Genomic DNA, 25,417 nt, shown 5'->3' with positions numbered 1-25,417 from the left:
GCCGCCGGTTCATCCGGCGGCCGCCCGCTGCCCCCCAGGTGCCGCTATCTTGAGCCGTGATCTTCTACATTCCGCTCGGGCTCATCGCCCTCGGCCTCGCGCTGCTCGGCCTGCCCACTGCGTGGGAGGGCGGGGTCGTCGCCCCCATCAACGCGCTGCACGGCCTGTCGCTGGTCGACGCTGCCGGCGCAGCCCTGCTGGCTGTCGGAGCGACGTGGCTCGAGGTCGCCCTGATCGTTCGGCTGCCCCGGTTCGGGCTCGGACCGCGGGCGGTGTTCGGGCTGGGGGTTCTCGGCGGGCTCGGCGTCGGCCTGGTCGTCGCGTCGGTGTTCGTCGCGGACAGGTGGTGGATGGTGGGCGCCGGCGCACTGGGCGTTGCGCTCACCACCCTCACCGTCATGGCCCTGCGGGACGCGGCGAGCGGCCGGCCCTGAACCGGACTGTCAGCGGTAGTTGGTGAACTGCAGGGCGAAGTCCAGGTCCGAGCCCTTCAGGAGGGCCATGACCTCCTGGAGCTGGTCGCGGGACTTGCTGGTCACGCGTACCTCGTCGCCCGTGATCTGCGTCTTCACGCCCTTGGGGCCTTCTTCGCGGATGATCTTGGTGACCTTCTTCGCGGACTCGCCCGCCAGACCCTCCTTGAGGGTCGCCGCGAGGCGGTACTCCTTGCCGGAGGGCTTGGGCTCGCGCTCACCGACGTCGAGCGCCTTGAGCGAGATGCCGCGCTTGATCAGCTTGATCTCGAAGACGTCGAGGGCGGCGAGCACCCGCTCCGACGAGTTGGCGACGATCACGATGCTCTCGCCGCTCCACGCGATCGAGGCGCCGACGTTCTTGAAGTCGTACCGCTGCGAGATCTCCTTGGACGCCTGGTTCAGCGCGTTGTCGACCTCCTGGCGGTCGACCTTGCTGACGATGTCGAACGACGAGTCGGCCATGTGGTGCTCCTTCTGATTTCTGTGACCGGGCTGCCGTGCGTGCCCGGCGGGACTCAACACAACCGTATCTGTCGAAGCCGAATGCGACTGACGGACTCGACCACGCCGCGCACGGCCCGTTAATGCGGATCTATACGCAATCCGTTAAGGTTGACCTTAACGAGATCTAAGGTGGTGGACCTTAACGGAGGGATCATGATGGAGAAGCCCGGGCACGTGCTCAACCGCGAACGCGAGTGGAATCTGCTGAGCGAATTTGTGGTCGATCCGTCGCCCCAGATGCGCCTGGCCATCGTCTCCGGACGACGCCGGAGCGGCAAGTCCTACCTTTTGGAGGCGTTGGCGAAGCAGGCGGGCGGGCTGTACGTCACGGCGGTCCAGGAGGAGGGTCGCATACCGGCCCTCCAGCGCTTCACCCGGTCGGTTGCCCGCGCGGCGGGTGTGCCGTCGTCGACCCTGCGACTCGACGACTGGGAAGACGCTCTCACAACCGCCCTCGACGTCACGACGCGCCAAGGGTCACCGTTGCTGGTCATCGACGAGTTGCCCTATCTGCTGCAGCACTCCCCCGAGATCCCAGGATTGCTCCAGCTGCTCTACGACCGCTCACAGTCCGGCGAAGCGCCTGGCGGGCGCGTGGTCCTCTGTGGTTCAGCGCTGAGCGTCATGAACGACCTGCTCTCCGGCACCAAGCCGCTCCGGGGACGCGCCGTCGTCGACCTGCGGATGCTGCCCTTCGATGCGCGGACCGCGCGCACGCACTGGCAGATCGAAGACCCGCAGGCAGCACTGCTTGTGGACTCCTGCCTAGGTGGTGCACCCGGCTACCGCCCGCTTGCGCCGGGCGATAGCCCACAGAACACCTCCGAGTTCAACGGCTGGGTCGTCGAGACCCTGCTCAACCCGGGTCGTGCCCTCTACTCACGAGTCGAGTCGGAGTTTCTACTCCGCGAGGACCCACGCATCACGCATCGCGCTCTCTATTACGACATCCTCTCCGCTGTCGCGGGCGGCGCGACGACGCCGGCAAAGGTCGGCGGACTGCTCCAGCGTGATCGTGCCGGCATCGTCCCCCCACTGACGGTCCTCGAGTCGACGGGCTACGTGCGCAGAGAGGAAGACCTGCTCAAGCCCCGGAGTCCGGTCTACCGAATGGGCGATCCGGTGATCCGCTTCAACCAGCTCGTCACAATGCGCGCGGTGGATCTGGTGGAGCACGACCGCGCAGCACGGGCGTGGACCGACGCCCGGCCTACGTTCAACTCGAAGATCCTCGGCCCTCACTTCGAGGACATGTCCCGCGAGTGGACTCGGACGCACGCCGGAACGGAGGCAGGGCTAGATCTCGGCACAACCGGAGGGACCGAGGTTCCGGACCGGGTTGCACGGACAAGACACGAAGTGGACGTCGTCGCCCTGGCGCCCGGCGAGCGTCCACAGTCGGCGGGCAGCAGAATCGCACTCCTCGGAGAAGCGAAGGCGACAGTCATGCCTCGCGGCATGCACGACGTCGAACGCCTCGAACATATCCGTGACCTACTCGATGGTCTTGGCCACCCCGCTTCTGGGGCAACGCTCGCCCTCTACTCGATGCACGGATTCCACGCGGATGTCCGGCGAGCAGCAGCTGAACGACAAGACCTGCTACTTGTGGACCTCGATGCGATCTACGGCGTCGGACCGGTACTGGGGCGCTGAACCCTGAGACCCTGAGCGCAGCAGCGCCCGACCTCAGAGCATCCCCGGCGGGGTGCCCCAGTCCGGGTCCGACGTCGGACCGCCGATGCCGCCCGGGCCGTAGCCACCCGACGGGCCGCCGGCCATGGTCTCGAGGCGGCGGATGCGGTCCGGCATCGGCGGGTGCGTGGCGAACAGGCGGCCGATCCCGGCCCCGCGGAACGGGTTCGCGATCATCACGTGGGACACGTTGGTCAGGTCGCGGTCCTGCGGCAGCGGCGCGCGCTGCGTGCCCTGCTCCAGCTTGCGCAGCGCGGAGGCCAGCGCCAGCGGGTCGCCGGTGAGCCGGGCGCCGTCCTCGTCGGCGTCGTACTCGCGGGTGCGGGAGATCGCCATCTGGATGAGCATCGCGGCGATCGGGGCGAGCAGCGCCATGGCGAGCGCGGCGAGCGGGTTGCCGCCCTCGCGGCGGTCGCCCCCGCCGAAGAACAGCAGGAACTGCGCCAGGGCCGTGATGAGCCCGGCCAGCGCCGACGCGACCGACGCCGTGAGGATGTCGCGGTTGTAGACGTGCATGAGCTCGTGCCCGAGCACGCCGCGCAGCTCGCGCTCGTTCAGCAGCTGCAGGATGCCCTCCGTGCAGCACACCGCGGCGTTCTGCGGGTTACGTCCCGTGGCGAACGCGTTGGGCGCCTTGGTGGGCGAGATGTACAGCCGGGGCATCGGCTGGCGCGCCGCCGTCGACAGCTCGCGCACTATGCGGTGCATCTCCGGCGCCTGCAGCTCCGTGACCGGGTACGCGTGCATCGCTCGGATCGCCAGCTTGTCGGAGTTCCAGTAGCCGTAGGCCGTCGTGCCCAGCCCGATGAGCACGAAGATCCACAGCATGCCGGCGTTCCGCCCGAAGAGCGCCCAGAGCCCGAAGATCACGGCCCACATGCCACCGAACAGCGCGGCGGTCTTCAGCCCGTTGTAGTGCCTGTGCATCGCACTCCTTTCCACCCAGCCGAACGCGCCACGCCTGGCGGCGGTTCCCGGAGCAATGATTCCCCACTCCGGTCGCGGGCATGGAAACGGCGCGGATCGTGAGACCCGCGCCGCTCCGCCAACCTGGCTCAGCGGGGCACACGCAGCCCCGCACTGAAGAGGCTGAGCGCCTCCTGCACGAGCTTCACGAGCCGTTCGCGCCCGTCGGCTTCGGACGACCCCCACACGCGCAGCGCCGCCCTGATCGCCGCGACCCCGGCGGAAGCCACGAGCCACGGGTACATCTCGGTGTCCTCGTCGGTGTCGGTGTGCTCGGCGACCACGGTGCGCAGGTCCGCCTCCAGGTTCCCGAACCGAGCCGCCTGGACGTCGAGCAAGGAGGGGTACTGCACCACCAGGGCGAGCATCTGGCGGATGTGGTCGAGCTGATCGTCCGTGCGGTTCATGAAGTAGTCGGCGAACACCTCGCTGAGCGCCTCCAAGGGCGGTAGCGCCTCCGCGTACTCGCGGAACGCGGGCACAATGCGCTCGGGGGCCTGCGCGCCCGCCGAGACGACAGCCTCCTCCTTGGAGGAGAAGTAGTTGGAGAACGTGCGAGGCGAGACGATGGCGACACGCGAGATCTCCTCGACCGTGACGTGGTCGAGACCCTTCTCCAGCGTGAGCTGGAATGCCGCGGCCGCGATCGCGTCCCGCGTCATCTGCTTTTTCAGTTCCCTGAGTCCCTGGGGGGGAACTTCGCCCGGAGACGTCTCCTCTGCGCTCATAGCCACAAACCTACTCCCGTTCTCGCGCGTTCGGCGAATTTGCCATATCGGCATCTTTTCACCCCGCCCCGAAAAGGGCGGGTAACCACCAACCGGCGACCGCCGCGCCCAGGACCATCGAGGGCCCGAACGCTACGTCCGACCGCCGCGACCGCCGGCGGGTCAGGAGCAGCCCCGCCGCCAGGATCGCGGCGATCACGAAGGCGGCCAAGGTGCCGAAGAGCACCTGCGGCCAGCCGAGCCAGCCGAGGAAGGCCCCGAGCAGCCCGGACAGCTTCACGTCCCCCAGGCCCAGCCCGGAGGGCGAGACGAGGGCAAGCAGGAAGTACGCCGCGCACAGGACGACGGCGGCAAGCACCGCGCGTCCCAGCCGCGGCCAATCCCCCGATACGGCCGCAGCCAGGGTCAGTGCGGCGAGGAACGCCGGGTAGGCCGGGCCCAGGATCCGGTCCGGTATTCGCTGCTCGGCGAGGTCGACGGCCACGAGCAGCGAGCAGGCCAGGGCCAGGACGACGAAGGCGACGGCCTCCGGCCAGGTCGGGGCCAGGGCCGCGGCACCGGCGCCGCCCGCGGCAGCCAGGGCCGCGAGCGCCGGGGTGCGCAGCCACGCGGAACGAGTCGTGGCCACCTTGCTCCGTACCCAGGGGCCGCAGGCGGCCGCGATGCCGCCGGTGACGACCGCGGCGAGGAGGATGGGGATGGGTTCCATGGTGCGCCTCAGCCGCTGAACGCGTCGATGACGCCGATGACCGCCGGCCCGAGCAGCACGATGAACAGGACGGGCAGGATGCACAGCATCAGCGGGAAGATCACCTTGACCGGGATCTTCATCGCCTTCTCCTCGGCACGCTGACGCCGCTTCTTGCGCATCTCGTCGGCCTGCGTGCGCAGGACGTCGGCGATCGCGATGCCGTGGTTGTCCGCCTGGACCACGGCGCGGACGAACCGGCGCAGGTCCTTCACGTCGGCCCGGGTGGCGAGCAGGTCGTACGCCTCCCGGCGGGACATACCCATCCGCATGTCCTGGAGCGTGCGGACCAGTTCCTCGGCCAGGGGGCCCGTGCCGGTCTTCCCCGCACGCGCCATCGCCGCCTCGAATCCCAGGCCGGCCTCGACGGCGATCGTCATCTGGTCCAGGGTGTCCGCCAGCTCGAGCCCGATCGCCTTGCGGCGTTCCTGGCCCCGGCTGTACAGGAGCAGCTCCGGCAGGAAGTACGCCACCAGGGTGACGACGATCCCGAGGACGACGGAGAGCGTGCCGGGGGCTGCGGACGCGAACAGGAGGCTCAGCGTCACGGCTCCGGCCGCGAGGAGGACCTTGGCCGCCAGGAGGCGTTCGAGCGGCCAGGCCGGCGGCCGCCCCGCGCGGCTCAGCAGCTTCTCGAGACCTGCCGCGGCTTTCGGAGGCGTGAGTCGGCGGACGAGCAGGGCGGCGCCGCCAGGGGCGTCGGCGTCCGCGGGGCCGGAGCCGGCGGGACCGGGCGCCGTAGGCCCGCGATCGAGGTTCGCGCGAACCATTCGGCGCTCGCGACCGGCTGGGTCGAGGAAGACCAGGAGCAGCAGGGCTAGCGACAGGCCGATAGCGACGATTGCGGTCAGCGCGACCGGTGTCAGGGCGATGGGTGACATGGCTGGTGATCCTCCGGATCAGAAGGTGACTCGGACGGTTTTGCGGAGCCAGAGCCCGCCGATGACCAGCAGGGCGACGCTCGCGGCGATCATGAGATATCCGAGGAGGCCGCTGGTGAAGGCGGCGATGTAGCTGGGGCTGATCAGGGCCAGGATGCCGATGATGCCGACGGGGAGCGCCATCAGGACGTAGGCGGAGAGCTTCCCCTCGGCGGCGAGGGTCTTGACCTGCCGCCGCACGGTGTTGCGCTCGCGGATGGTGTTGCCGACGCCGTCGAGCACGTCGGCGAGGTTCCCGCCGACCTCGCGGTTGATCTCGATGGCCTGGGAGACCCAGACGAAGTCCTGGCTGCCCATCCGGGCTCCGGCCTCGTCCAGCACCTCGCCGAGGTCACGCCCGACGCGGACCTCGTTGATGACCCGGGAAAATTCCTCCGAGGCGGGCTGTTCGCTCTCACGCGCGACCGAGGCAAGGGACTGCAGGAGGCTGTGCCCTGCACGTAGGCTGCCGGCCATGAGCTGCAGCGAGTCGTCGAGCTGGTCGGCGAACGCCGCCTGCCGACGCTTGATGCGCACGGCCAGGCCGAGCCGGGTCCCGCCCGGGACGAGGGCCGCCAGCAGGATCGCCACAAAGATGTTCCCGAGCAGCAGTCCGGCCGCGAACACGCAGACCGCGCCGACGATCTGGAAGAACACGAGATCCTGGCGGCGCATGCGCACGCCCGCGCGCTCGAGGATGTCGGCGGCTGCCTTCGTGCCGCGCCGTCGCAGCAAGCCGTCGAGCGCGGTGGTCGCCGCGGCCGCGCCGCGCTCGAGGACCCCCGACCGCGACTCGGGCACGGGGCGGCGGCGTTCGAGCGGCAGGCGGTTGCCCCGCCCGAGCAGCGCATAGAGGCCTGCGAGCGTGGCCACACCGACGGCGGCGAGCCCGAAGAGAGCGATGCCGTTCATCGGTGTGCCCCCGTCTCCACGGTGCCGAAGACGGACGGCGAGAGCATGATTCCGAGGTCGGCGAACCGGTCGGTGAACCGGGGCCGTACGCCGGTGGCGACGGGCGTCCCGCGGAACCGGCCGTTGACGTCCACGCCGGCCGCGTAGTCGAAGAGGAACGCGTCCTGGAGCGTCACGGTCTGGCCCTCCATGCCCTGCACCTCCGTCACGGCGGTGACCCGTCGCGTGCCGTCCTTCAGGCGCGTGAGCTGCACAACGACGTCCACCGCGGACGCGATCTGCTCGCGGATAGCGCGCAGGGGCAGGTCCATGCCGGCCATGAGGACGAGCGTCTCGAGGCGGGCGATGGCGTCCCGGGGCGAGTTGGCGTGCACGGTCGAGAGCGAGCCGTCGTGGCCGGTGTTCATCGCCTGGAGCATGTCGAGCGTCTCGCCGCCGCGGACCTCGCCCACGACGATGCGGTCGGGCCGCATTCGCAGGGAGTTGCGCACCAGCTCGCGGATGTTGACCTCGCCCTTGCCCTCGACGTTCGGCGGGCGGCTCTCCAGCCGCACGACGTGATCCTGCTGGAGCTGGAGCTCGATGGCGTCCTCGATGGTGACGATGCGCTCGTTCTCGGGGATGAACGACGAGAGCACGTTGAGGAGCGTCGTCTTACCGGTACCCGTGCCGCCGGAGACGATGACGTTGAGCCGCGCCTGTACGCACGCCCGCAGCAGCTCAGCCATGTCGGGGGTCAGCGTCCCGAACCGGATGAGGTCGTGCACCTTGAAGGGGTCCCTGGAGAACTTTCGGATCGTCAGCGAGGAACCGTTGAAGGCCAGCGGCGGGACGACCGCGTTGACGCGCGAGCCATCGGGGAGGCGGGCGTCGACCAGCGGGGACGACTCGTCGATCCGCCGGCCGACGCGGGACACGATGCGCTCGATGATGCGGCGCAGGTGCTCCTCTGACTTGAAGCGTGCGTCGCTGCGCTGCAGCTTGCCGGCCTGCTCGACGTAGATCTGGTCGGGACCGTTGACCATGATCTCCGTGACCGCCGGGTCGTCGAGGAAGCGCTGCAGCGGGCCGTGGCCCAGCACGTCGTCCTCCACGTCGCTGATGAGGCGCTGCTGCTGCGCCGCCGTGAGCGGGACGTCCTGCTCCTCGACGACGTGGTTCAGCTCGCTGCGCACGATGGTGCGCAGCTTCTCCTCGCTCATCGACGGGTCATGGAGGCGGGTCCCGAGCCGCTCGAACAAGGCCGCCGCCGCGGTGTCCTTGAGTTGGGTCAGCGCGTCACTGCCGGACGACACCGCCGGGACGGCGCCAGGAGTGGACGTGCGCGCGGACAGGCTGCGGCCGGTCTCGGCCGGCTCAGCGGGCACCGGAGCGGCGGTCGGGGCAGGGGCGGCCGGCGCCGCCGGTTCGGCGGAGGGCGCCTCGGCCGTTGGGGTCGGAACGGCCTGCCCGGCCGCGGAGCCCGTTTCCGGGGCGTCTCCGCGGTCGTCGCCGGACCGGCCCTTGGCGGCCATGCGTTCGGTCAGCTTCATCGTCGCGCTCCAATGTGTCGTCCACGGAGGCGCCTGTCGCGGCGCCCCGTGTAGTGGTCCACGAGGGTGTGCAGCTTCTTGGTCATGGGATCCCGCACACCGCTCTGAAGCAGCGGTATGCCGAGGTTGACGGACACGGGGGTGGCCTTCGACCGGGGCAGCTGCAGGTCGACGCCGGTGCCGATCGTGGCCTCGACGTCGGCCACCGACATCCCGCTGCGCTGGCCGGTGAGGTTGAGCGCGATGTACCGCGCGTCGATGAACATGCCGAGGTCGTCGAGGGTCTGCAGCTCCTTGCGCAGACCCCGAACGCCCGGCACGTCCATGGTGGTCACGAAGAGCGGGTCGGTGGTCTCGTCCAGCGCGGCGAGGGTGTGATCGAGCAGGCCGGGCGCGGTGTCCACCACGACGTAGCGAAACTCCGAGGCCAGCGTCGCGAGCAGGCGACTCACGTCGTCGGCCGTCACCCCGTCTGCGGCGGCGGGCGAGTCGACGCCGCAGATCACGTGCAGCCCGGTCTCGTGCTGGGTGAGGAACGTCTTGAGGACCATCGTGTCGCCGCCCGCAGATCCCTGGACGGTGTCGGCGAGGCTGTGCTGCGGCGTGAGATTGAGCGCCGAGGCTACGTCGCCGAACTGGACGTCGAGGTCGACCAGCACGGTGGAGCCCGGCTCCTCCTTGGCGAGACCCACGGCCAGGTTCGTGGCGACGGTCGTCTTGCCGACCCCGCCCTTGGGCGAGAGCACGCTGATCACCCGGCCTCGGGACATCGGCGACTGCGGCTGCGAGCCGTCGGCCGCGGTCGCGGCCATGACAGTTGTGCTCATCGGAACAAGCCCCCCTCGGTCACGGTGCGGGTGCCGTCACGCGGGGTGCCTTCCGGCTCCCGGGACAGCCAGATGGTGCCGATCTCCTGGCTCCAGACGAGCGTCTCGGCGTCGGGAGCGGACAAGGCCAGGGTCACTACGACGCTGCCCTCCGGCACGGCGGGAGCCGCTGGTTCTGCGCCTTCTTCGGCATCGGACTCGGCATCGGGTTTGGCGTCCGACGGCGCGACGCCGTTCTCGATGCGCGTGACGAGCGCCTGGTGCAGGACCTGGTGCGTCGGCTTTCGGCCCTCGTGGTAGGTGGCGAAGACGCCGACCGTCTCGCCGGCGGTGATGGTGCTGCCGACCACGCGCTGGGACTCGAGCATGATCGAGATCTCCTGCATGTCCTCGGGAACGTCGACGGCGCCCTTGTCCTTCGCCTTCTCGGGTGCTTCGAACCGGTCGGCGAGCAGCTGCTCGCCGGCCACGAGGTCGGCGGTCGCGACCTTGCCGGCCACGTCCTCCAAGCTGGTCAGCGCACCGGGGGCGACGGCCTTGGCCGGCAGCACCTTGGGCTCCACCAGCTCGGCCAGGTCCTTGGCCGGGGTGCCGGCCTTGACTGGTTCGGTCACCACCAGCACGCTCGTGGTCTTCATCCCGGCCATCGCGCGCTGGTCAGCGCCCACGACGTAACCGGTCAAGAGAACCACGCCGACGATGGCGAGCAGTATGGCCGCGACAGCGGCGATGATTCGACTACGCACAGGTCTGGTCCTTCCGAGATGACAGTGCAGGTTGGGGGGTCGGAAACTATTGCTCGAGCGAGACGACGGACCCGCCCAAGGACGGTGCCGTCGTGCTGTAGTCGAAGGCGTCGTCGAGGTCGACGAACTCGACGAAGTAGCCCTGGACGCACTGGGTGCCGCCCTTGCAGCTGCCCGCGTTGCTCCACGAGAACTGCCCGACGAAGTGGTAGCCCGTGATCTTGAAGGCCGCGTACCCGTAGAGGTGGTACCAGGCGTTGCTGCCCGTGCCGCCGGCGTCATCGAAGATGGGCAGGAGCACAGTCTTGCCCTGGAGTGCGGCGAAGTCGGCCGGGGAGCAGGCGCTGGGCACTGACGCGCCAGTGCTCGACCAGATCACGTCGTCGATGCTGGTGCTCGTGGTGCACCCGGCCACGTTGTCGTCCAGCCAGCCGAAGCCGCCAGGCACGGCGTTGTTCGACGGCCCGGTGCACGAGGTCTTCGCGGCCTTCGTGAAGAAGACCGTGTACTCGACGGTCGAGGACGGCAGCCCGCCGCCCGTCTGGAGCGCGAACTCACACCAGGAGAAGGCGAGCGGCAGCACCGCGGTGCCGCCGGACGGCGCCCCCCACGATGCGGTGGCGCTTGCGCCGACATCGCTCTGGTCGAAGCCCAGGACCGGCGCGAACCAGTGCTCGCGGACGCTGGCGGTCTCCACGGTCACGGACCCGGTCGCGGGCGTGAGCGGGGACGTGACGACCGTCGCGGTCACCTCGGCGTCATTCTTGTTCGGTGTGGCGAGCGTCTGTGCGGTCGTGGCTGGCACGCCACAATCGTTCTTGGCGCAGTCCTGGGCGATTCCCAGGGCCGCGGCGTCGGCCCCGGTCTGGAGCTGCTGACGGTCGGCCCAGACGGCGGCGACGTCCACGGCGATCGCGGCGAAGCCGATGAGCGGGATGATCAGCAGGGCGACCATGACGCTCACGGCGCCCCGCTCCCGTGGGCGCGACAGAGCGTGCGTTATCCGTGGCATCGCATTGTCCCTCTTCCGGTGAGGTTGAAGCCGGACCCGAAGAGCCCGAACATGAGCTGCACGGGGTACGTCACAGTGACCGTGGCGGTCCCGGGGTTCGTCCCCGAACAGGTGGTGGGGGTGACGCTGATCTGGCTGTCGGTCAGGGCGAGCTGGGGCGAGGCGGCCTTGGCGGTAGCCCGCGCCTCCGCGACGTCGTCCTGCAGAGCCATGACGCGCACACCCTCGCGCGCCGCCCCGGAGAGGGCGGTCTGGATGTGGTAGGCCCGGCCGCACTCGACGATGCCCATCACCAGGAGCAGCAGGATGGGAAGGACCAGTGCGAACTCGACCGCGGCTGCACCGCGCTCGTGGTGCCTTCGCTTCCTCAGTCGAAACATGTCGTTCCCGTTCTCTCTGATGGTGGATCTTGGTTGGTGCATGAGACGGGCCGGCTCCCTCTCTGGGGGTGGTGGGAGCCGGCCCGTGGTCCTGCGTGCACCGCATGCGAGGTCTTCGATCGGAAGAGCTCGTCCTGCTCGGGCGTTGCTTCTGCGATTACGGCAGAGCGTTGAGCACCTGGAGGAAGAGGGCGTTCAGCTTCGGGCCGATGAGGGCGAGCGTTCCGATGATCGCGATGGAGATGAGTCCGACGAGCAGGCCGTACTCGACGGCGGTGGCGCCCTTGTCCTTCTTTACGCCGTCGAAGCGGGCCGTGAGGACGTGGAGCGAGGTCATGAGGAGTGCAGCAGCACGTGACATGTTGGATTCCCTTGCGGTTCATGCTCCGACGTCCGGAGCGTTCTGGTGGCTGCTATCTGCAACCGAGATGAACTCTAAGCGCAAAGATGCGTGATACGCAAACTCTTTCACCCGGCATGATTACCACCTGCGAAAATACACGGCTGTGATCGTCTCTTCTAGTCGCGCAACCTTGCGCGGTGAGCGTCCATACCTCCTCCGGAGACGACGAACGGCGGCAGCCCAGGGACCGGGCTGCCGCCGTCGCAAACAGGGTTGGCGGGGTGAGTTCAAGCGGAATTCAAGACAAAGGGGCCACCTTCCGTGCGGAAGGTGGCCCCTGAGTCGTCTGGCAGCAGAGCGTCAGCCGCCGTTGCGCGCGATCTCGATCATCTCGTCGCGCGGCACGACCTTGACGCGCTCGCGGCCCTCGACCTCGCCGAGCGAGCGCTCGTGGGCGTCCAGGAGCTCCCAGCCGGACCACTCGATGTACTCCACGCCCTTGCCGGCGAGGAACTCGGTGACGGCGTCCGGCGCGCCCTGCGGTGCGGTACGGCCGCCGTCCAGGTCGCCCGGCGCCTCGCCGTCGGCCACGCCGGTGACGTCCTCGACGAGGTGGCGCACGGTCTCGGACGCGTCGGACTTGGTGTGGCCGATGAGGCCCACCGGGCCGCGCTTGATCCAGCCCGTCGCGTACACGCCGGGCACCTGGTTGCCGTCGATGTCGACGACGCGGCCCTCGCGGTTGGTGATGACGCCCTTGACGTCGTCGTACGGGATCTCCGGCAGAGACGAGCCGAAGTAGCCCACCGCGCGGTAGAGGGCCTGGACCGGCCAGTCGACGAACTCGCCGGTGCCCTTGACGGTGCCGTCGCCCTGCAGGGCAGTGCGCTCCGTGCGGAACCCGACGACCTTGCCGTTCTCACCGAGCACCTCGGCCGGGGCATGCAGGAAGTGCAGGTGCAGACGGCGCGACGCCGTGTTCTGCGCCGGGTCCTTCAGCGTCCAGTCCACCAGGGTCTTCACGACCTGCTTGGTCTGGTTCGACGAGTTGATGGCCGCCTCGGAGCCCTCGTCGAAGTCGAAGTCCTCGGGGTACACGACGATGTCGACGTCGGGCACGTGGCCCAGCTCGCGCAGCTCCAGCGGCGAGAACTTGACCTGCGCCGGGCCGCGGCGCGCGAACACGTGCACGTCCGTGACCGGGGAGGACTTCAGGATCTCGTGCACGTTGGCCGGGATCTCGGTGGGCAGCAGGTCGTCCGCGTGCTTGGCGAGGATGCGGGCCACGTCGAGGGCGACGTTGCCGGCGCCGATCACGGCCACCTGCTCCGCCTCCAGCGGCCAGGTGCGGGGCACGTCGGGGTGGCCGTCGTACCAGGACACGAAGTCCGCGGCGCCGTAGGAGCCGTCGAGGTCGATGCCGGGGATGTCCAGCTCGGCGTCCTTGATGGAGCCGGTGGAGAAGATGACGGCGTCGTAGAACTGGCGCAGGTCTTCGAGCTTCACGTCCACGCCGTAGTCCACGTTGGCGAGCAGGCGGATGTCTCCGCGGCCCAGCACCCGGTGGAGCGCGACGATGATCTGCTTGATGCGCGGGTGGTCCGGCGCCACGCCGTACCGGACCAGGCCGAACGGCGCGGGGAGGCGCTCGAACAGGTCGATGCTGACGTCGAGATCGGTCTTGGACAGGATGTCGCTCGCGTAGATGCCGGCAGGGCCGGCGCCGACGACGGCGACGCGCAGGGGTCGGGTGGTGCTCACGAAGGGGCGCCTTCCGGGTCGAGGTCAGGAGGGGAAGCGAAGGCCGTTCCTGATTCTACCGACCGGGTAAGGATCGCCTCATACCTCTCTCGCAGGGCGGACGTGCGGGGGTTGTGGAGAACCCGGCCCGTTGACCGGCCCGGAACGCAAGAGAGCCCTCTCCCGACGTCGGAAGAGGGCACTTGCGCGCCGTGTGCGGCGCTGGTCTCAGATACCCGAGGCCAGCTGCGAGTCCGCGTCCTGCAGCGTCGTAGCAGCCTGCTCCAGGAACGAAGCCATACCCTCGATACCCTCGATGGCCTGCTTCGCGCCCGTCGTGAACTCCTCGTACGACTGCTGGAACTTGCCCGACGCCTGGTCCGTCTGGAAACCCGAAGCCACCAGGTTGTTCACCTGCGTCGACAGGTTCGTGAGCTGGTCCATGATCGCGGTCTGCCCGTTGCGCAGCTGACCCGCGGTACCCCGAAGCTCGTCGTACGTCACGTTCATGTTAACCATGAAGATTCCCCTTCTCAGATCCCGGCCGGCCCCCACGGCCGATCCGACTAACCCCGACAGTAACGGCACCCCACAACCCGGTCGATGGGTACCGCTACCCATGAGCCGGAGCGGGCGAGAATCGGCTGCGGAGCGCTTGCCGACCCGTACCGCGGACCAGATCGCCGGTCCGAGGGCGAAAGTACCGCATGCCCCGGGCACACGCGAGGAAAATCGGTCGCGACCGCGGGAGAGGCGGGCGCCGGCGGCCCTCGCGCACCCGGACATGACGACGGGGGCGGTTCCGGACCATGATCCGGAACCGCCCCCGCGCGCCGTCTGCGGCGCAGGTCTCAGATACCCGAGGCCAGCTGCGAGTCCGCGTCCTGCAGCGTCGTAGCAGCCTGCTCCAGGAACGAAGCCATACCCTCGATACCCTCGATGGCCTGCTTCGCGCCCGTCGTGAACTCCTCGTACGACTGCTGGAACTTGCCCGACGCCTGGTCCGTCTGGAAACCCGAAGCCACCAGGTTGTTCACCTGCGTCGACAGGTTCGTGAGCTGGTCCATGATCGCGGTCTGCCCGTTGCGCAGCTGACCCGCGGTACCCCGAAGCTCGTCGTACGTCACGTTCATGTTAACCATGAAGATTCCCCTTCTCAGATCCCGGCCGGCCCCCACGGCCGATCCGACTAACCCCGACAGTAGTGGCGCGGCGACGGAGACGTCGATGGGGAGCCCTACCCATCAGGCCAGGTCACGAGCGGTCACTCGTTGCGCAGTCGGTCTTCGCGCTGCTTCTTCAGCTCCTTCATGCGCTGTGCGCGCTGCCCGGCCGACATCGTCGCGACGCGGTCCTCGTTGCCGGCGCCGGCGGTCGACGCGCTCGCGCGAAAGGCACGGACGCCCAGTGTCCACGACGCCCCGAGGAGCAGCACCGTCAGCGCACCGAACACCACGTGGAGCACCTCGGAGACGCTCGGCGCGAGAGCGCCGATCGCCGTCGCCCACGCGAGCCCGGCGGGCAGCATCGCGACGATCATCCGCCCGTCGAAGCTCCATCCCGCGACGTAGAAGCGCATCACCCCGTCGGTAAACCGCGTGGCGCGGACCGGCTGGAGCGACAACGCGACGCCGCTCAGCGTGGGCGGCCCGATCGTGCTGCCCCACGCTCCGCGAGCCGTGAACGACAGCTTCTCGCCCGCGTAGGCCGGGTTGAGCGCGCGGACCACATAGGTGAACGACAGCACGGCGAGCGGCCACGAGGCGGTGATCACGTACCAGCCCCCGGCTCCGACGGCAGCCGCCACGATCGGCACCAGGATCACGAGAAATACGACGGCCTCGACCGGGTTCGAGAGCCTGTCCCCCACGCCCTCGACCAGGCTGTCGGAGTCGCCATACGCCAGGGCGGGCACTGAGCCCACCAAGAGCAGCACGGCGATCAGCCAGATCGCCAGCCAGACCAGGCCGATCAGCAGATACCCCAGGGGCCGCAGCGCCACGCTCGCGGTCCCCGGCCGCTGTCCGTCGTTCGTCGACCTCGCTGGGTCTCCGGCCACCGTTCCGCTCATCGCTTCTCCCCCTCGTCGCGCCGTCCGGCCGCCCTACGCTAGCGTCCGGAACCCTGCTGTACCACTATGTCCGCGTGTGTCGAAAGTTCACCCGTTCCGCCCAGCGGACTAGGGTCGAACCAGTACGGAAAAACACCATCCGGGACACCCGCCCAACCGACAGGAGCGCATGCGATGAGTAACAAGAGGGATGCGGAGCGGGACGCCGCGGTGAACAAGGCCGCGCGACCGGCGATGTACGCGTTCGGCACCGCCGCCGTGATCTGCGTGCTCGGTGTGCTCCTGAACGTCGCCGCGACGGACCTCTTCGTCGCGTTCGGCGGCTGGGTCACGGTCATCGGGCTGCTTCTCGTCATCTCTGTCTGGGCGGGGCTAGCCATGGTCCGGCGAACGAACAAGAACGCGGCCCAGCCGGACGATCAGTCAGGCTCTGACGGCTGAGGCGGCCACGGACAACGACGGGGGCGTCCCACCACTGCTGGTGGGACGCCCCCGTCATGTGCCGCTCAGCTCACCACTTGCCCGCCACGTAACCACCGTGCCCCGCGACGTCGCTGATGCCGTTCACGGCATTGTTGATGTTGTTCGGCAGCCCCGTGATCTTGCCCCAGGACCCACCGGCGCCGCTGGTGGCCACCGAGTTGCCGCTGGTGTACCCGCCCCACCCGTCGCCGCCGCCGATGCTCGTGCCGAGCTTCGCCGCGTTGTTGCCCAGGTTGGCGGCCTGGTTGAAGACAGCCCCGACGGATGCGATGGCCTGCGCGTTGCTCGTCGCGCGGTCGATCACCAGGCCCGTCTGGTTGAAGTGCTTCATCATGTCCACGACGTCGTCGTTGCCGAGGGCGAACCGCGCTCCGCCGTCCTTGTACGGAAGCGGGAACTTGGAGCCCTGCCACGACTTGAAGGCGTTCTTGTACAGGCCGTTCTTGGCCATGCCCCACACGGCCTTGTCGCCCGCGGACCGCACGAACGGGGACTTGAGCACCTCGGTCACCCGCTGCCCCTTGGTCATGGCCAAGGTCTTGCGGGAGCTCTTCAGCAGGGCGTTGCCGAACTTGACCTTCGACGCGCGGGTGCTCATGGTCGCCGCGGTCTTGACCACGGAACGGGCCTTCGCGTACTTGGCCACCGACCCGATCGCCTTGCCGCCGAAGAGACCCATGACGCCGAGGCCGACACCGAGCAGCATCGCGCCGAAGCCGATCTCACCCCGTGCGAACTTCACGATGTTCTCGATGATCGAGATGATCGACCCGATCGCGGCGAGCACCAGCAGGATCTGCCCCAGGATCGGTACCCAGGACAGGAAGATCGCCAGGATTCCCGCGATGTCGCAGATGATCTTGAAGACCTTGTAGACGCCCTTGACGAAGTTCTTGAACTTGTCCCAGCCGCTGTCCTCGAGCCCGTGGACCTTGTCGCCGCTCACGACCTCCTCGATCTTCGAGATCGCAGTGCGCGCCGCGGTGTCCTTGTCGCCGTGCCCGCTGTTCCACTCGGACTCGGCCTGGGTGATCTGCCCCTGAATGTCGCCGACCGCGTTGTTCGCGTTCGTCTGCGCGCGCGTCGCGTCGTTCTTGTCGGCCTCGCTGGCATCCTTGGGCAGGTCGTCCACGCCGTTCTCGGCGCTCTGCGCGGTGGCCTGCGCCGTCTCGAGGTCGGCCCGGAGGGTCCTCAGCCGCTGCGCGGCGGGGTCCGCCTCGTTCTTCGCGGCACGCAGGGAGGCGCCGTACGTCGTCAGCGCCTCGCCCGTGTAGGAGTAGCGCTCGCGCGCCTTCTCGATGTCCTCACGCACCTCACCGGCAAGCTTGCGCGTCTTGTCCATCGACTTGGCCGTCGTGTTGGTGTCGTCGACGATCTGCTGCAGAGTGCTGACCGACCGGGCGATCGCCTCGGCGAGCTCGGTATAGCTCCGGCCTTTCGACTCGACGGTGCCGGGTTCTCCGTCGAGCTCCTCCCACTGTGTGTCGCTCATCGCTACTCTCCTACGTCGCTGCCGCCCCTGCGAGCACCTTGTCGAACTCGGTATCGACCTGCGTCAAGCTGTCTGCTGTCGACCCGACTGCCCCGACAGTAGAGGCGCCACCGCGACCGCGTCGATGGGTATCTCTACCCATCGATCAGCGAAGCCCCTTGACCAGTGAGCCCTCCAACAGGGGGCGCGACCGGCAGCGGTTCAGGCGGTCGCGGATGCGGTCGCTGCCGCCTCGGGCACGACGCCGGTCGGCGAGTCACGGTCGTCCAGGAACATGATCGAGTCGACGATCTCGTCGAAGAGCATGGCGAACGGCTCGGCGGACGGGATGTCCGGGACGTTCACGCGGACGAAGAGCATCTTCGACGGGTCGGCCGGGTGGGGCATGTGGTACTCGAGGCGCATCGTGAGCACCTCCACCGCCTCCTCCCCGTCGCCGGCCTGCCCCTGTGTCATCTCGACGATGCGAGCGGCCGGCGATCCGTTGCTCTGCACCGCGACCTCCCCCTCGGGGTAGGCGAGCTTCAACGCCCCTTCGAGGTCTCCCGCCTCCACCAGGGTGCGAGTCGACGCCGGCCACTCGTCGTCGGCCATCAGCAGCGCCGCGGGAAACGGCACACCGGGCGCGAGCTCGAGCGACATCAGGTAGGTGTGTACGCCGATCTGCGCGGCGTCCCGAGCGGTGCCGAACACCTCCTCCACCGCCTGGCGTCGCATGCGTGCCAGCCGGTCGGCGGGACCCACCTGGTCACGGACGAGGCGCTTGATGAACGCACCGGCCTTCTCCGGGCTGTCCAGCGGGATGCTGACCCACGTTCCGGGCACGATGACGCGGACCTCGCGCCCAAGCACCTTCACGTCGTGGTTCACGTCCTGCGTCATGCTGCCTCCAGCTCCACGGCCAGTCCCGCGAGGAGGTCGATCATCTCCTGCGGCATGTCATCGAACGTGCCCACGCTGCGGGCGATCGCCGTGAGCTCGACCATGTCGGGGCATCCCGCCGGAAAGACGCCGAGCACCACGCGCTCCTCCAGGACCGCGGTGCCCTCGATGCCCAGGTCACCGAAGTGGCTGATCATCGAGTGCAGGCCCGTCACGTCCCCGGCGTCGGACGTGCCATCGACCCGGCCGGCGAACGCGAAGTCGTGCTCCTCGGAGTTCTCGACGATCGCCGCGAGCTGTGCCGCGAAGGCGTCGAGCGCCAGGTCCTGCTGGGCCCCCACGGTCACCATGGCGTCGACGGCGCCGAGCTCCGGGTGCCGCACGAGCACTGCGGTCTGCAGGCCGCCGATCCGCGTGTCGACGACGGCCTTCGCCACGTCCGCGAGCTGCTCGGCGAGGATCTCCGTCGCGTCTTCGGTCATCGCGTCGGGCCGCTCGAGCGTCGGCGACTCGAGCGTCGGCGCCCCGCCGACGAGCGCCTCGGCCGTGGACCGGGCCCAGCCCTCGATCTCGCCAGGCATCTCGGTCGGGACGACATGCCACGATTCAGGAAGGCGCAGCTCAAAGCCTGCGATCCGGTTGCTCACCATCCCGCCACCGTACCGGGCGCACCGATGATCTTCCCCCAGTCACCGCCAGCTCCGCTGGTGGCGAGGGAGTTCCCTTCACCGAAGGCTCCCCACCCGTCGCCACCGCCGATGGCCGTGCCGAACTTCGCGGCGCCGACCGCCATGGTGGCGCCCTGGTGGAAGATCGCGCCGACCGTCGCGACGGACTGGGCCGCGCTGGTCACGCCGTCGATCCGCAGGCCGGTCTGGCTGAAGTGGCTCATCATGTCCACGACGTCGTCGTTGCCCACCGCGAACCGCGCGCCGCCGTCCTTGAACGGAAGCGGGAAGTGCGAACCCCGCCACGACGTGAAGGCGTTCTTGTAGAGGCCGTTCTTGACCATGCCCGCCACCGCCTTGTCGCCGGCGGACCGCACGAACGGGGACTTGAGAACCTCGCCCACACGCTGTCCCTTGGTCATGGCCAAGGTCTTGCGGGAGGACTTGAGCAGGGCGGTGCCGAACTTGGCCTTCGCCGCGGAGTTGCTCATGGTGCCGGCGGTCGAGACGACCGACCGCGCCTTCGCGTACTTCGCGAGCGAGCCGATCGCCTTGCCGCCGAAGAGACCCATCAGACCGAGGCCGATCCCCAGGACCGCGCCCCAGCTGAAGCCTTCCCTCGCGATCTTCACCACGTTCTCGATGATCGCGATGATCGACCCGATCGCGGCGAGCACCAGCAGGACCTGACCCAGGATCGGCACCCAGGACAGGAAGATCGCCAGGAAGCCCGCGACGTCGCAGATAATCTTGATGACCTTGAGCGCGCCCGCGGCCCAGTCCTTGAACTTGTCCCAGCCGCTGTCCTTGAGGCCGTTGACCTTGTCGCCGGTCACGACCTCCTCGATCTTCGAGATCGCAGTGCGCGCCGCGGTGTCCTTGTCGCCGTGCCCGCTGTTCCACTCGGACTCGGCCTGGGTGATCTGCCGCTGGATGTCGCCGACGGCGTTGTTCGCGTTCGTCTGCGCGCGCGTCGCGTCGTTCTTGTCCGCCTCGCTCGCGTCCTTGGGCAGGCCGTCCACGTCTGTCTCGGCGCGCGCCGCCGTGGTCTCCGCGGCCTCGAGCTCGATCCGGAGGGTCCTGAGCTTCTGCGCGGCAGGGTCCGCCTCGTTCTTCGCCGCGCGAAGTGCGGCGCCGTAGGTCGTCAGCGCCTCACCCGTGTAGGTGTAGCGCTCGCGCGCCTTCTCGATGTCCTCGCGGACGTCGCCCGCCAGGGAGCGCGTCTTGTCCATGGACTTGGCCGTCGTGTTCGTGTCGTCCACGATCTGCTGCAGGGTGCTGACGGACCGGGAGATCGCCTCGGCGAGCTCGGTGTACGTACGCCCCTTGGACTCGACGGTGCCGGGTTCGCCGTCGAGCTCGTGCCACTGTGTGTCGCTCATTGCTGCTCTTCCCCTACTTCCTACTTCGCAGCGGCGTCTTCGAGCGCCTTGCCGAGCCCGGAGTCGATCTCCTTGAAGGTGTCCACGATCTGCGTGATGATGTCGGACAGCTTCTTGACGTTCTCGAGCATCTCGCCGCGCTTGATCTCCCACTTGTCGGCGAAGTCGTTCACGCGGTCGCGCAGGTCGTCATGACCGGTCGCATCCGCGGCCGCCTGTGCGTTTCCGTCGGCATTCTCCAGCTCGCTGGTGATCTTCTTGAGGTCATCCTTCAGCGCCGTCAGCTGTTCCATGTCGATCGAGAGATCGTAGCCAGCCATCGTTCACCCCCTGCTTCGTCGGGTCAGATTTCACGTCTGGGAGCACCGTACTGGGGCCCCCTGCGGGCGACCATGGGGAGCACTACCCATGGCCGCCCGCAGGTCAGCCCTCGGTTCCGAGGACCAGCGGCACCTGTACCCGCACGCTCTTGCCGCGCGCGATCCAGGCGCCACGTCCGGGCGGGAACTCGCCCTTCGCAGCGCGCGGGAGCGTGGTCTTGAGGATCGTGTCGCCGTCCAGGTTCTCCGGCTGCAGCAGCAGACCGCGGCGGCCGCTCTTGACCTCGGAGAGCAGCGGCCACGTGGCCGCCCACGAGCCGGTCTCCGCCTCGGCGACCAGCAGGTGGTCCGACTTCTTGATCGCCTTGGTGAGGTCCTGGATCGCCTTGTCGGCGGGCGTCTGCAGGTACTCGTTGATGCCCTCGATCATGACGACGACGCCGGGTGCGGTGTCCTCGTCCTGCACCGCAGCGAGCAGGTCCTTCGCCATCTCCGCGACCTTGTCGACGCCGGTCGCGACGTCGGCCCACGTGATCTCGCCCGCGAGCGGGGAACGCGACTGCGCGAACAGGTAGAGCCGCGCGCTCGGGTTCGCACGCTGGACCGCTCGCGCGATGTGCGCCATCGCGTTGGAGCGCCCCGCTCCGGGCGGGCCCGCCACGACGAGCGTGCCCGTCGGGTCGAACGACAGCGGCTGGAGCGCGATGTTGTCCAGACCGAGAACCGGCTGGCCCTCGACCGACGCCGGCAGGTCCCACGCCGAGTACTCGGCGGGCAGCACCTTCACCGCCGGCGCGGGACGCACGCCGGCCCGGCGCATCGACTCCGCGAGCCGGTCGGTGGCGATCGCCTGCTCCTGCACCGACTTGGTGCCGCCGACCACCGCGACCTGGACCTCCAGGCTGTCCACGACGGCACGCCCGCTGGGCGACGTCGGCGTCACGATGTCGCGCGGCGCGTTGAAGGCCAGGTAGCCGTCGTCGGTCATGCGCAGCAGGATGTTGCGCTGCACCAGCGACCGCACGTACGTCGGCACCGCACCGGACCGGTCGGCCGTGAACACCACGTGGATGCCGAGGCCGCGGCCGTCGTTGAGGATGTCGCGGAACGCCTCGAACCACTCGGCGCGGCCGGCGCCCACCTCGTACTCGTCGCGGAAGTTCGCGAACCCGTCCACGAGCAGGAGGATGCGCGGCACGTCCTGGCGGCCGGTGACCTGGCGGTACTCCGTGACGCTCGCGGCGTTCACCGCGGCGAACGCCTCGCCGCGGCGCAGCAGCTCGTCGCGCAGCAGCCGCATCAGGCCCACGACACGCTCGGTGTCGTCGCCCTTGGCGATGGTGCCGACGTGCGGCAGGGCCTCCAGCATGCGCAGCGCGCCGGCCGCGAAGTCCAGGCCGTACACGTGCACGGGGCCGCCGCGCGGCGTGATGCCCGCGACCGCGGCGAGCGTGCGCAGCGTGGTCGACTTGCCGGAACCACCGGTGCCGTAGACGCCGAGGTGGCCGTCCTGGTCCGGGTAGAAGTACATCGGGGCCTGTGCCTGATGCTCCGGCATGTCGGCCACGCCGATGAGCAGCTCGCTGTCGGTGCGCTGGTACAGCCGGGTGAGGTCGTAGACGTCGGCGAGCGAGTCCAGCCACGGGCGGCGCGGGATCGGCAGGCGGCCGCGCTCGAACGCCTCCTGGACCCGGGCGACGAGGCGCTGCTGGTCGTTCGGGCCGAGGTCCTTCTCGTCCACGGCGTTGTCCGACTCGACGACCGGCTCCTCCCACTTCTCCTCGCGGCCGAAGTGCAGGCGCGCGACCTCGACCTTGGCGCGCTCGGGTGCGCGCGTGCTCCACGCGCCGGCGTAGCCGGACTGGAAGGCCTGCACGCGGCCCGGTCCGGTCTTGACGAGCCCGCGGCCCGGGATCGACGGGTCCACGAACGCGGCGTCCTTCACGTCGACGACGTCGGAGGAGTCCGACTCGTCGGCCATCCGGAGCGCCACGCGCATGTTCGTGTTGGCCCGCAGGTTGTCCTTGATGACACCGGCCGGGCGCTGGGTCGCCATGATCAGGTGGATACCGAGCGAGCGGCCACGCTGGGCGACGTCGACGACGCCGTCCACGAACTCAGGGACGTCGCCCACAAGGGCGGCGAACTCGTCGATCACGATGACCAGCGCGGGCGGCGTCTCCGGGTCGCCGCGCTTCTCCAGCTCGAGCAGGTCCTTCGCCTTCTTGCGGTTGAAGAGGTGCTCCCGGTAGTGCAGCTCGGCCCGCAGGCTCGTGATGGCCCGCAGCACCAGGTGCGGCGACAGGTCGGTCACGAGGCCCACGCAGTGCGGAAGCTGGACACAGTCCGCGAACGCCGAACCACCCTTGTAGTCCACGAACAGGAACGTCACGCGGTCCGGGCTGTACTCGGCGGCCATGCCGAGCACCCACGCCTGCAGGAACTCCGACTTACCGGCACCCGTGGTACCGCCCACCAGGGCGTGCGGGCCCTGGGTGCGCAGGTCGAGGTGCTGGGCGTCCACGCCGGCGGAGCCGACGATGGCACGCAGCGTGCCGGGACGCTTGCGCTGCACGCCAGCGCCCGACCTGTCGTACACCGACAGGTTCTGGCGCCAGCGCTCCATGACGGCGTCCGGGTTCTCGAACAGGTCGTGGCCCAGCAGGGCCGGCATGGTGATCGAGCGCGGCAGGTCGGAGGCGTCCTCGACGATGGCGCCCGCGTCGAACACCGGGGCCAGGCGGCGGCCGTACTCCAGCGCCGTCTTGCCGTCGACCTCCTCCAGCACGATGTCGTCGACCCAGCGGCCCAGCCGCACCATGCCGACGCGCGGGCCCTCCTGGCCCACCTCGACGAACGTGCGGCACGCGGCGGGCAGGCCCGACGTGTCCGAGGAGATCCACAGCGGGTAGACGCCGGCGTCGGCGCCCATCTCGGCGAGCTGGATGAGCCGCGCGCGGTCCACGTCGATGTCGTCGGAGATCACGACGACCACCGCGGGGACCGGGGACTTGGTGCCGGTGTCGGTCTTGCTCTTGTCGCCGATGTCGCCGCCACGCTCCAGGGCTGCGGCGTCCTCGGCGATGGCACCACGGCGCTGCCCGCCACGGGCCGCCTTCAGGCGGGTGGAGATCAGCTCCTCGAGCTGCGCCAGCAGGCGCTGCGCGCCCGAGGCGGAGTCCGCGAGGTGGTGTCCCTCGACCGGGCTGTGGGCCGACGACGTGTGCGGGATCCAGGTGAGCCACTGCAGGTGCTGCGTCCAAACCGGGCTGACGATGCTCGTCACCACCAGCTCCGACGGCGAGTGCAGGCCCGTGAGCTGGAGCAGGACCGCATTGAGCGAGCCGACGACTCGCGCGGGCGGACCCGCGAAGCCGAGCGCGCCGGCGTCGTACAGGTTCTCGACGACGGGGACGCCGTCGACGTCCTCGTACTGGTCCACCAGCTTGTCGAGGACGTCCTGGTACTCCTTCATGAGCTGGCCCTTGCCACCGGTCTTGACGGTGTTGCGCGACGGCATGGTGCCCAGGCCGAACCGGACGTTGAGGAAGCTCCAGTGCTCGGGACGGCGTGTCCAGAGCAGCGGGCCGTGCCGCATGGCCTCCACGTAGACGTGCTGGGTGGCAGGGGCCTCGCGCAGGCGGACCGACCGCTCGGTCTCCTTCTCCTCCTTGAGCGACTCGCGCAGCGAGGTCAGCCGCTCCTCGAACTTCTCGACGTCACGATCCAGGCGCTTCTTCTTCTGCCGCTTCTGCGTGACGAAGTTGCCGACCATCATCAGCGGCGCCATGGCCACGAAGAGCAGCGAGGCCGGGCGCCCGGTCATGACGAACATCGCGCCGCCCATGAGGACCGGCGCCAGCAGCGCGAGGAACGGGAACTCCGTCGGGTCGGTCTCCTTGGGCGCCTCCGGGGACTCGAACTCCTCCCCGTTGTACCGCGCCTCGACCCGCGGCGAGCGCGTGAACGAGACCGGACCGGCCTTGGGCGTCACGCCGGTGATGGTGCTCGGCCGGCGGGTCTCGATGGTCACCGCGGTGTCGCCGAGGACCACGCGCTGCGAGCCCTCGATGCGCAGGCGCTGCACGTGCACGCCGTCGACCAGGATGCCGTTGGCCGAACCGAGGTCGACCACCTCCACGCCGTCCGACACGTCGAGGCGCAGGTGCTGCTTGGACACCATCGGGTCGTCGACGACCACGTCGCACTCCTGCGAGCGGCCCAGCACCCACGAGCCCTCCGTGAGCTCCACGGTGCCGCCGCCCTCGATGCGGATGGCCGCGCGGACGGCGTCGGAGCCCGGATAGTCGAAGCCCGGCATGGCCTGCTCCACCGACGCGACGAACGCGCCCGAGCCGATCCACGCCTCACCGAGCGCGGCGTCCGCGGGCAGCCGGACCGGGCGGTCCTGGCCCGGCAGCTGCGCCTCCAGCGTGCGAGACCGACCCGAGGCGCCGGGCGCCGACGGGTCCACGCGGGCGATCGTGTCGGCGATCTCGCCGATCCGAGCGCCGGCGTCCGCGGTCACCACGACGTCGTCGTGGCTACCGTCCGAACGTACGAGCGTCACTTTGACGCGCATGAATCCTC

The 25,417-nt window shown here is 69.2% G+C and carries 25 protein-coding genes; 3 read left to right on the top strand and 22 right to left on the bottom strand.

Features of this window, described 5'->3' with window-relative positions; all coding sequences use genetic code 11:
* Positions 1-56: 56 nt before the first annotated feature.
* Positions 57-434: a hypothetical protein gene (locus ACFT2C_RS16720; protein ID WP_377208190.1), complete on the top strand. Its 378-nt coding sequence runs from the start codon at positions 57-59 to the stop codon at positions 432-434.
* A 9-nt stretch (positions 435-443) separates the two neighbouring features.
* On the opposite strand, the gene ACFT2C_RS16715 is transcribed toward ACFT2C_RS16720, so the two are convergent.
* Positions 444-938 carry a YajQ family cyclic di-GMP-binding protein gene (locus tag ACFT2C_RS16715; protein ID WP_377208189.1) on the bottom strand — a complete coding sequence of 165 codons (495 nt, stop codon included), beginning with the start codon at positions 936-938 and terminating at the stop codon, positions 444-446.
* Positions 939-1,133: 195 nt separating this feature from the next.
* Here ACFT2C_RS16715 and ACFT2C_RS16710 point away from each other — a divergent pair, with 195 nt between their 5' ends.
* Entirely contained in the window at positions 1,134-2,636 is a 1,503-nt protein-coding gene (locus ACFT2C_RS16710) for an ATP-binding protein (RefSeq protein WP_377208188.1), read from the top strand.
* 33 nt (positions 2,637-2,669) lie between these two features.
* On the opposite strand, the gene htpX is transcribed toward ACFT2C_RS16710, so the two are convergent.
* The 15 genes from htpX to ACFT2C_RS16635 all read right to left on the bottom strand — a co-directional run bounded on the left by htpX (position 2,670) and on the right by ACFT2C_RS16635 (position 15,600).
* Entirely contained in the window at positions 2,670-3,602 is a 933-nt protein-coding gene (htpX, locus tag ACFT2C_RS16705) for a zinc metalloprotease HtpX (RefSeq protein WP_377208187.1), read from the bottom strand.
* A 128-nt stretch (positions 3,603-3,730) separates the two neighbouring features.
* Positions 3,731-4,303: a TetR/AcrR family transcriptional regulator gene (locus ACFT2C_RS16700; protein WP_377208186.1), complete on the bottom strand. Its 573-nt coding sequence runs from the start codon at positions 4,301-4,303 to the stop codon at positions 3,731-3,733.
* A gap of 124 nt (positions 4,304-4,427) precedes the next feature.
* Positions 4,428-5,078: a prepilin peptidase gene (locus ACFT2C_RS16695; protein WP_377208185.1), complete on the bottom strand. Its 651-nt coding sequence runs from the start codon at positions 5,076-5,078 to the stop codon at positions 4,428-4,430.
* An 8-nt stretch (positions 5,079-5,086) separates the two neighbouring features.
* Positions 5,087-5,998, bottom strand: a complete 912-nt coding sequence (locus tag ACFT2C_RS16690) for a type II secretion system F family protein (protein WP_377208184.1) — start codon at positions 5,996-5,998, stop codon at positions 5,087-5,089.
* 18 nt (positions 5,999-6,016) lie between these two features.
* The gene (locus ACFT2C_RS16685) at positions 6,017-6,949 is read right to left on the bottom strand and encodes a type II secretion system F family protein (protein WP_377208183.1); all 933 of its coding nucleotides are present in this window, start codon (positions 6,947-6,949) and stop codon (positions 6,017-6,019) included.
* Positions 6,946-8,481 carry a CpaF family protein gene (locus ACFT2C_RS16680; RefSeq protein WP_377208182.1) on the bottom strand — a complete coding sequence of 512 codons (1,536 nt, stop codon included), beginning with the start codon at positions 8,479-8,481 and terminating at the stop codon, positions 6,946-6,948. The genes ACFT2C_RS16685 and ACFT2C_RS16680 overlap by 4 nt, the downstream gene beginning before the upstream one ends.
* Positions 8,478-9,308, bottom strand: coding sequence for a CpaE family protein (locus tag ACFT2C_RS16675; RefSeq protein WP_377208181.1), 831 nt, complete (start codon positions 9,306-9,308; stop codon positions 8,478-8,480). Before ACFT2C_RS16675 ends, ACFT2C_RS16680 begins: the two co-directional genes overlap by 4 nt.
* Positions 9,305-10,054, bottom strand: a complete 750-nt coding sequence (locus ACFT2C_RS16670; RefSeq protein WP_377208180.1) for a Flp pilus assembly protein CpaB — start codon at positions 10,052-10,054, stop codon at positions 9,305-9,307. The genes ACFT2C_RS16675 and ACFT2C_RS16670 overlap by 4 nt, the downstream gene beginning before the upstream one ends.
* A 46-nt stretch (positions 10,055-10,100) precedes the next feature.
* A complete protein-coding gene (locus ACFT2C_RS16665; RefSeq protein ID WP_377208179.1) occupies positions 10,101-11,018 on the bottom strand; it encodes a pilus assembly protein TadG-related protein in 918 nt (305 codons plus the stop codon).
* A gap of 35 nt (positions 11,019-11,053) precedes the next feature.
* Positions 11,054-11,446: a TadE/TadG family type IV pilus assembly protein gene (locus ACFT2C_RS16660; RefSeq protein ID WP_377208178.1), complete on the bottom strand. Its 393-nt coding sequence runs from the start codon at positions 11,444-11,446 to the stop codon at positions 11,054-11,056.
* A gap of 157 nt (positions 11,447-11,603) precedes the next feature.
* Positions 11,604-11,807: a Flp family type IVb pilin gene (locus ACFT2C_RS16655; protein ID WP_377208177.1), complete on the bottom strand. Its 204-nt coding sequence runs from the start codon at positions 11,805-11,807 to the stop codon at positions 11,604-11,606.
* A gap of 342 nt (positions 11,808-12,149) precedes the next feature.
* The gene (locus ACFT2C_RS16650) at positions 12,150-13,550 is read right to left on the bottom strand and encodes an FAD-dependent oxidoreductase (RefSeq protein ID WP_377208176.1); all 1,401 of its coding nucleotides are present in this window, start codon (positions 13,548-13,550) and stop codon (positions 12,150-12,152) included.
* A gap of 207 nt (positions 13,551-13,757) precedes the next feature.
* The gene (locus ACFT2C_RS16645; protein WP_377208175.1) at positions 13,758-14,048 is read right to left on the bottom strand and encodes a WXG100 family type VII secretion target; all 291 of its coding nucleotides are present in this window, start codon (positions 14,046-14,048) and stop codon (positions 13,758-13,760) included.
* 332 nt (positions 14,049-14,380) lie between these two features.
* On the bottom strand, positions 14,381-14,671 hold the full coding sequence (locus ACFT2C_RS16640) for a WXG100 family type VII secretion target (protein WP_377208175.1): 291 nt from the start codon (positions 14,669-14,671) through the stop codon (positions 14,381-14,383).
* 122 nt (positions 14,672-14,793) lie between these two features.
* The gene (locus ACFT2C_RS16635) at positions 14,794-15,600 is read right to left on the bottom strand and encodes a hypothetical protein (RefSeq protein ID WP_377208174.1); all 807 of its coding nucleotides are present in this window, start codon (positions 15,598-15,600) and stop codon (positions 14,794-14,796) included.
* Between the two features lie 174 nt (positions 15,601-15,774).
* Here ACFT2C_RS16635 and ACFT2C_RS16630 point away from each other — a divergent pair, with 174 nt between their 5' ends.
* Entirely contained in the window at positions 15,775-16,041 is a 267-nt protein-coding gene (locus ACFT2C_RS16630; protein ID WP_377208173.1) for a hypothetical protein, read from the top strand.
* 70 nt (positions 16,042-16,111) lie between these two features.
* Here ACFT2C_RS16630 and ACFT2C_RS16625 read toward each other — a convergent pair whose 3' ends face one another.
* From ACFT2C_RS16625 to ACFT2C_RS16600, 6 genes are all read right to left on the bottom strand, one after another.
* Complete coding sequence (locus tag ACFT2C_RS16625) at positions 16,112-17,575, bottom strand: hypothetical protein (protein ID WP_377208172.1); 1,464 nt, start codon at positions 17,573-17,575, stop codon at positions 16,112-16,114.
* Positions 17,576-17,776: 201 nt separating this feature from the next.
* On the bottom strand, positions 17,777-18,457 hold the full coding sequence (locus ACFT2C_RS16620; protein WP_377208171.1) for a hypothetical protein: 681 nt from the start codon (positions 18,455-18,457) through the stop codon (positions 17,777-17,779).
* Positions 18,454-19,107, bottom strand: a complete 654-nt coding sequence (locus ACFT2C_RS16615) for a hypothetical protein (RefSeq protein ID WP_377208170.1) — start codon at positions 19,105-19,107, stop codon at positions 18,454-18,456. Before ACFT2C_RS16615 ends, ACFT2C_RS16620 begins: the two co-directional genes overlap by 4 nt.
* Positions 19,101-20,507: a hypothetical protein gene (locus ACFT2C_RS16610; protein ID WP_377208169.1), complete on the bottom strand. Its 1,407-nt coding sequence runs from the start codon at positions 20,505-20,507 to the stop codon at positions 19,101-19,103. The genes ACFT2C_RS16615 and ACFT2C_RS16610 overlap by 7 nt, the downstream gene beginning before the upstream one ends.
* A 20-nt stretch (positions 20,508-20,527) precedes the next feature.
* Positions 20,528-20,827, bottom strand: a complete 300-nt coding sequence (locus ACFT2C_RS16605) for a hypothetical protein (RefSeq protein ID WP_377208168.1) — start codon at positions 20,825-20,827, stop codon at positions 20,528-20,530.
* A gap of 103 nt (positions 20,828-20,930) precedes the next feature.
* Positions 20,931-25,409, bottom strand: coding sequence for an FtsK/SpoIIIE domain-containing protein (locus ACFT2C_RS16600; RefSeq protein WP_377208167.1), 4,479 nt, complete (start codon positions 25,407-25,409; stop codon positions 20,931-20,933).
* Positions 25,410-25,417 lie beyond the last annotated feature (8 nt).

This window comes from Promicromonospora sp. NPDC057138, assembly GCF_042670845.1.
Taxonomy (GTDB): Bacteria; Actinomycetota; Actinomycetes; order Actinomycetales; family Cellulomonadaceae; genus Promicromonospora.
This window is presented reverse-complemented; position numbering and strand designations above follow the sequence as displayed.

Coding starts and splice junctions, on each gene's coding strand:
- ACFT2C_RS16655 (WP_377208177.1), bottom strand. CDS start 11,807: ATGTCACGTGCTGCTGCACTCCTCATGACCTCGCTCCACGTCCTCACG.
- ACFT2C_RS16610 (WP_377208169.1), bottom strand. CDS start 20,507: ATGAGCGACACACAGTGGCACGAGCTCGACGGCGAACCCGGCACCGTC.
- ACFT2C_RS16600 (WP_377208167.1), bottom strand. CDS start 25,409: ATGCGCGTCAAAGTGACGCTCGTACGTTCGGACGGTAGCCACGACGAC.
- ACFT2C_RS16675 (WP_377208181.1), bottom strand. CDS start 9,308: ATGAGCACAACTGTCATGGCCGCGACCGCGGCCGACGGCTCGCAGCCG.
- ACFT2C_RS16680 (WP_377208182.1), bottom strand. CDS start 8,481: ATGAAGCTGACCGAACGCATGGCCGCCAAGGGCCGGTCCGGCGACGAC.
- ACFT2C_RS16640 (WP_377208175.1), bottom strand. CDS start 14,671: ATGGTTAACATGAACGTGACGTACGACGAGCTTCGGGGTACCGCGGGT.
- ACFT2C_RS16700 (WP_377208186.1), bottom strand. CDS start 4,303: ATGACGCGGGACGCGATCGCGGCCGCGGCATTCCAGCTCACGCTGGAG.
- ACFT2C_RS16685 (WP_377208183.1), bottom strand. CDS start 6,949: ATGAACGGCATCGCTCTCTTCGGGCTCGCCGCCGTCGGTGTGGCCACG.
- ACFT2C_RS16620 (WP_377208171.1), bottom strand. CDS start 18,457: ATGACGCAGGACGTGAACCACGACGTGAAGGTGCTTGGGCGCGAGGTC.
- ACFT2C_RS16695 (WP_377208185.1), bottom strand. CDS start 5,078: ATGGAACCCATCCCCATCCTCCTCGCCGCGGTCGTCACCGGCGGCATC.
- ACFT2C_RS16605 (WP_377208168.1), bottom strand. CDS start 20,827: ATGGCTGGCTACGATCTCTCGATCGACATGGAACAGCTGACGGCGCTG.
- ACFT2C_RS16635 (WP_377208174.1), bottom strand. CDS start 15,600: ATGAGCGGAACGGTGGCCGGAGACCCAGCGAGGTCGACGAACGACGGA.
- ACFT2C_RS16715 (WP_377208189.1), bottom strand. CDS start 938: ATGGCCGACTCGTCGTTCGACATCGTCAGCAAGGTCGACCGCCAGGAG.
- ACFT2C_RS16625 (WP_377208172.1), bottom strand. CDS start 17,575: ATGAGCGACACACAGTGGGAGGAGCTCGACGGAGAACCCGGCACCGTC.
- ACFT2C_RS16645 (WP_377208175.1), bottom strand. CDS start 14,048: ATGGTTAACATGAACGTGACGTACGACGAGCTTCGGGGTACCGCGGGT.
- ACFT2C_RS16710 (WP_377208188.1), top strand. CDS start 1,134: ATGATGGAGAAGCCCGGGCACGTGCTCAACCGCGAACGCGAGTGGAAT.
- ACFT2C_RS16660 (WP_377208178.1), bottom strand. CDS start 11,446: ATGTTTCGACTGAGGAAGCGAAGGCACCACGAGCGCGGTGCAGCCGCG.
- ACFT2C_RS16615 (WP_377208170.1), bottom strand. CDS start 19,107: ATGGTGAGCAACCGGATCGCAGGCTTTGAGCTGCGCCTTCCTGAATCG.
- ACFT2C_RS16690 (WP_377208184.1), bottom strand. CDS start 5,998: ATGTCACCCATCGCCCTGACACCGGTCGCGCTGACCGCAATCGTCGCT.
- htpX (WP_377208187.1), bottom strand. CDS start 3,602: ATGCACAGGCACTACAACGGGCTGAAGACCGCCGCGCTGTTCGGTGGC.
- ACFT2C_RS16630 (WP_377208173.1), top strand. CDS start 15,775: ATGAGTAACAAGAGGGATGCGGAGCGGGACGCCGCGGTGAACAAGGCC.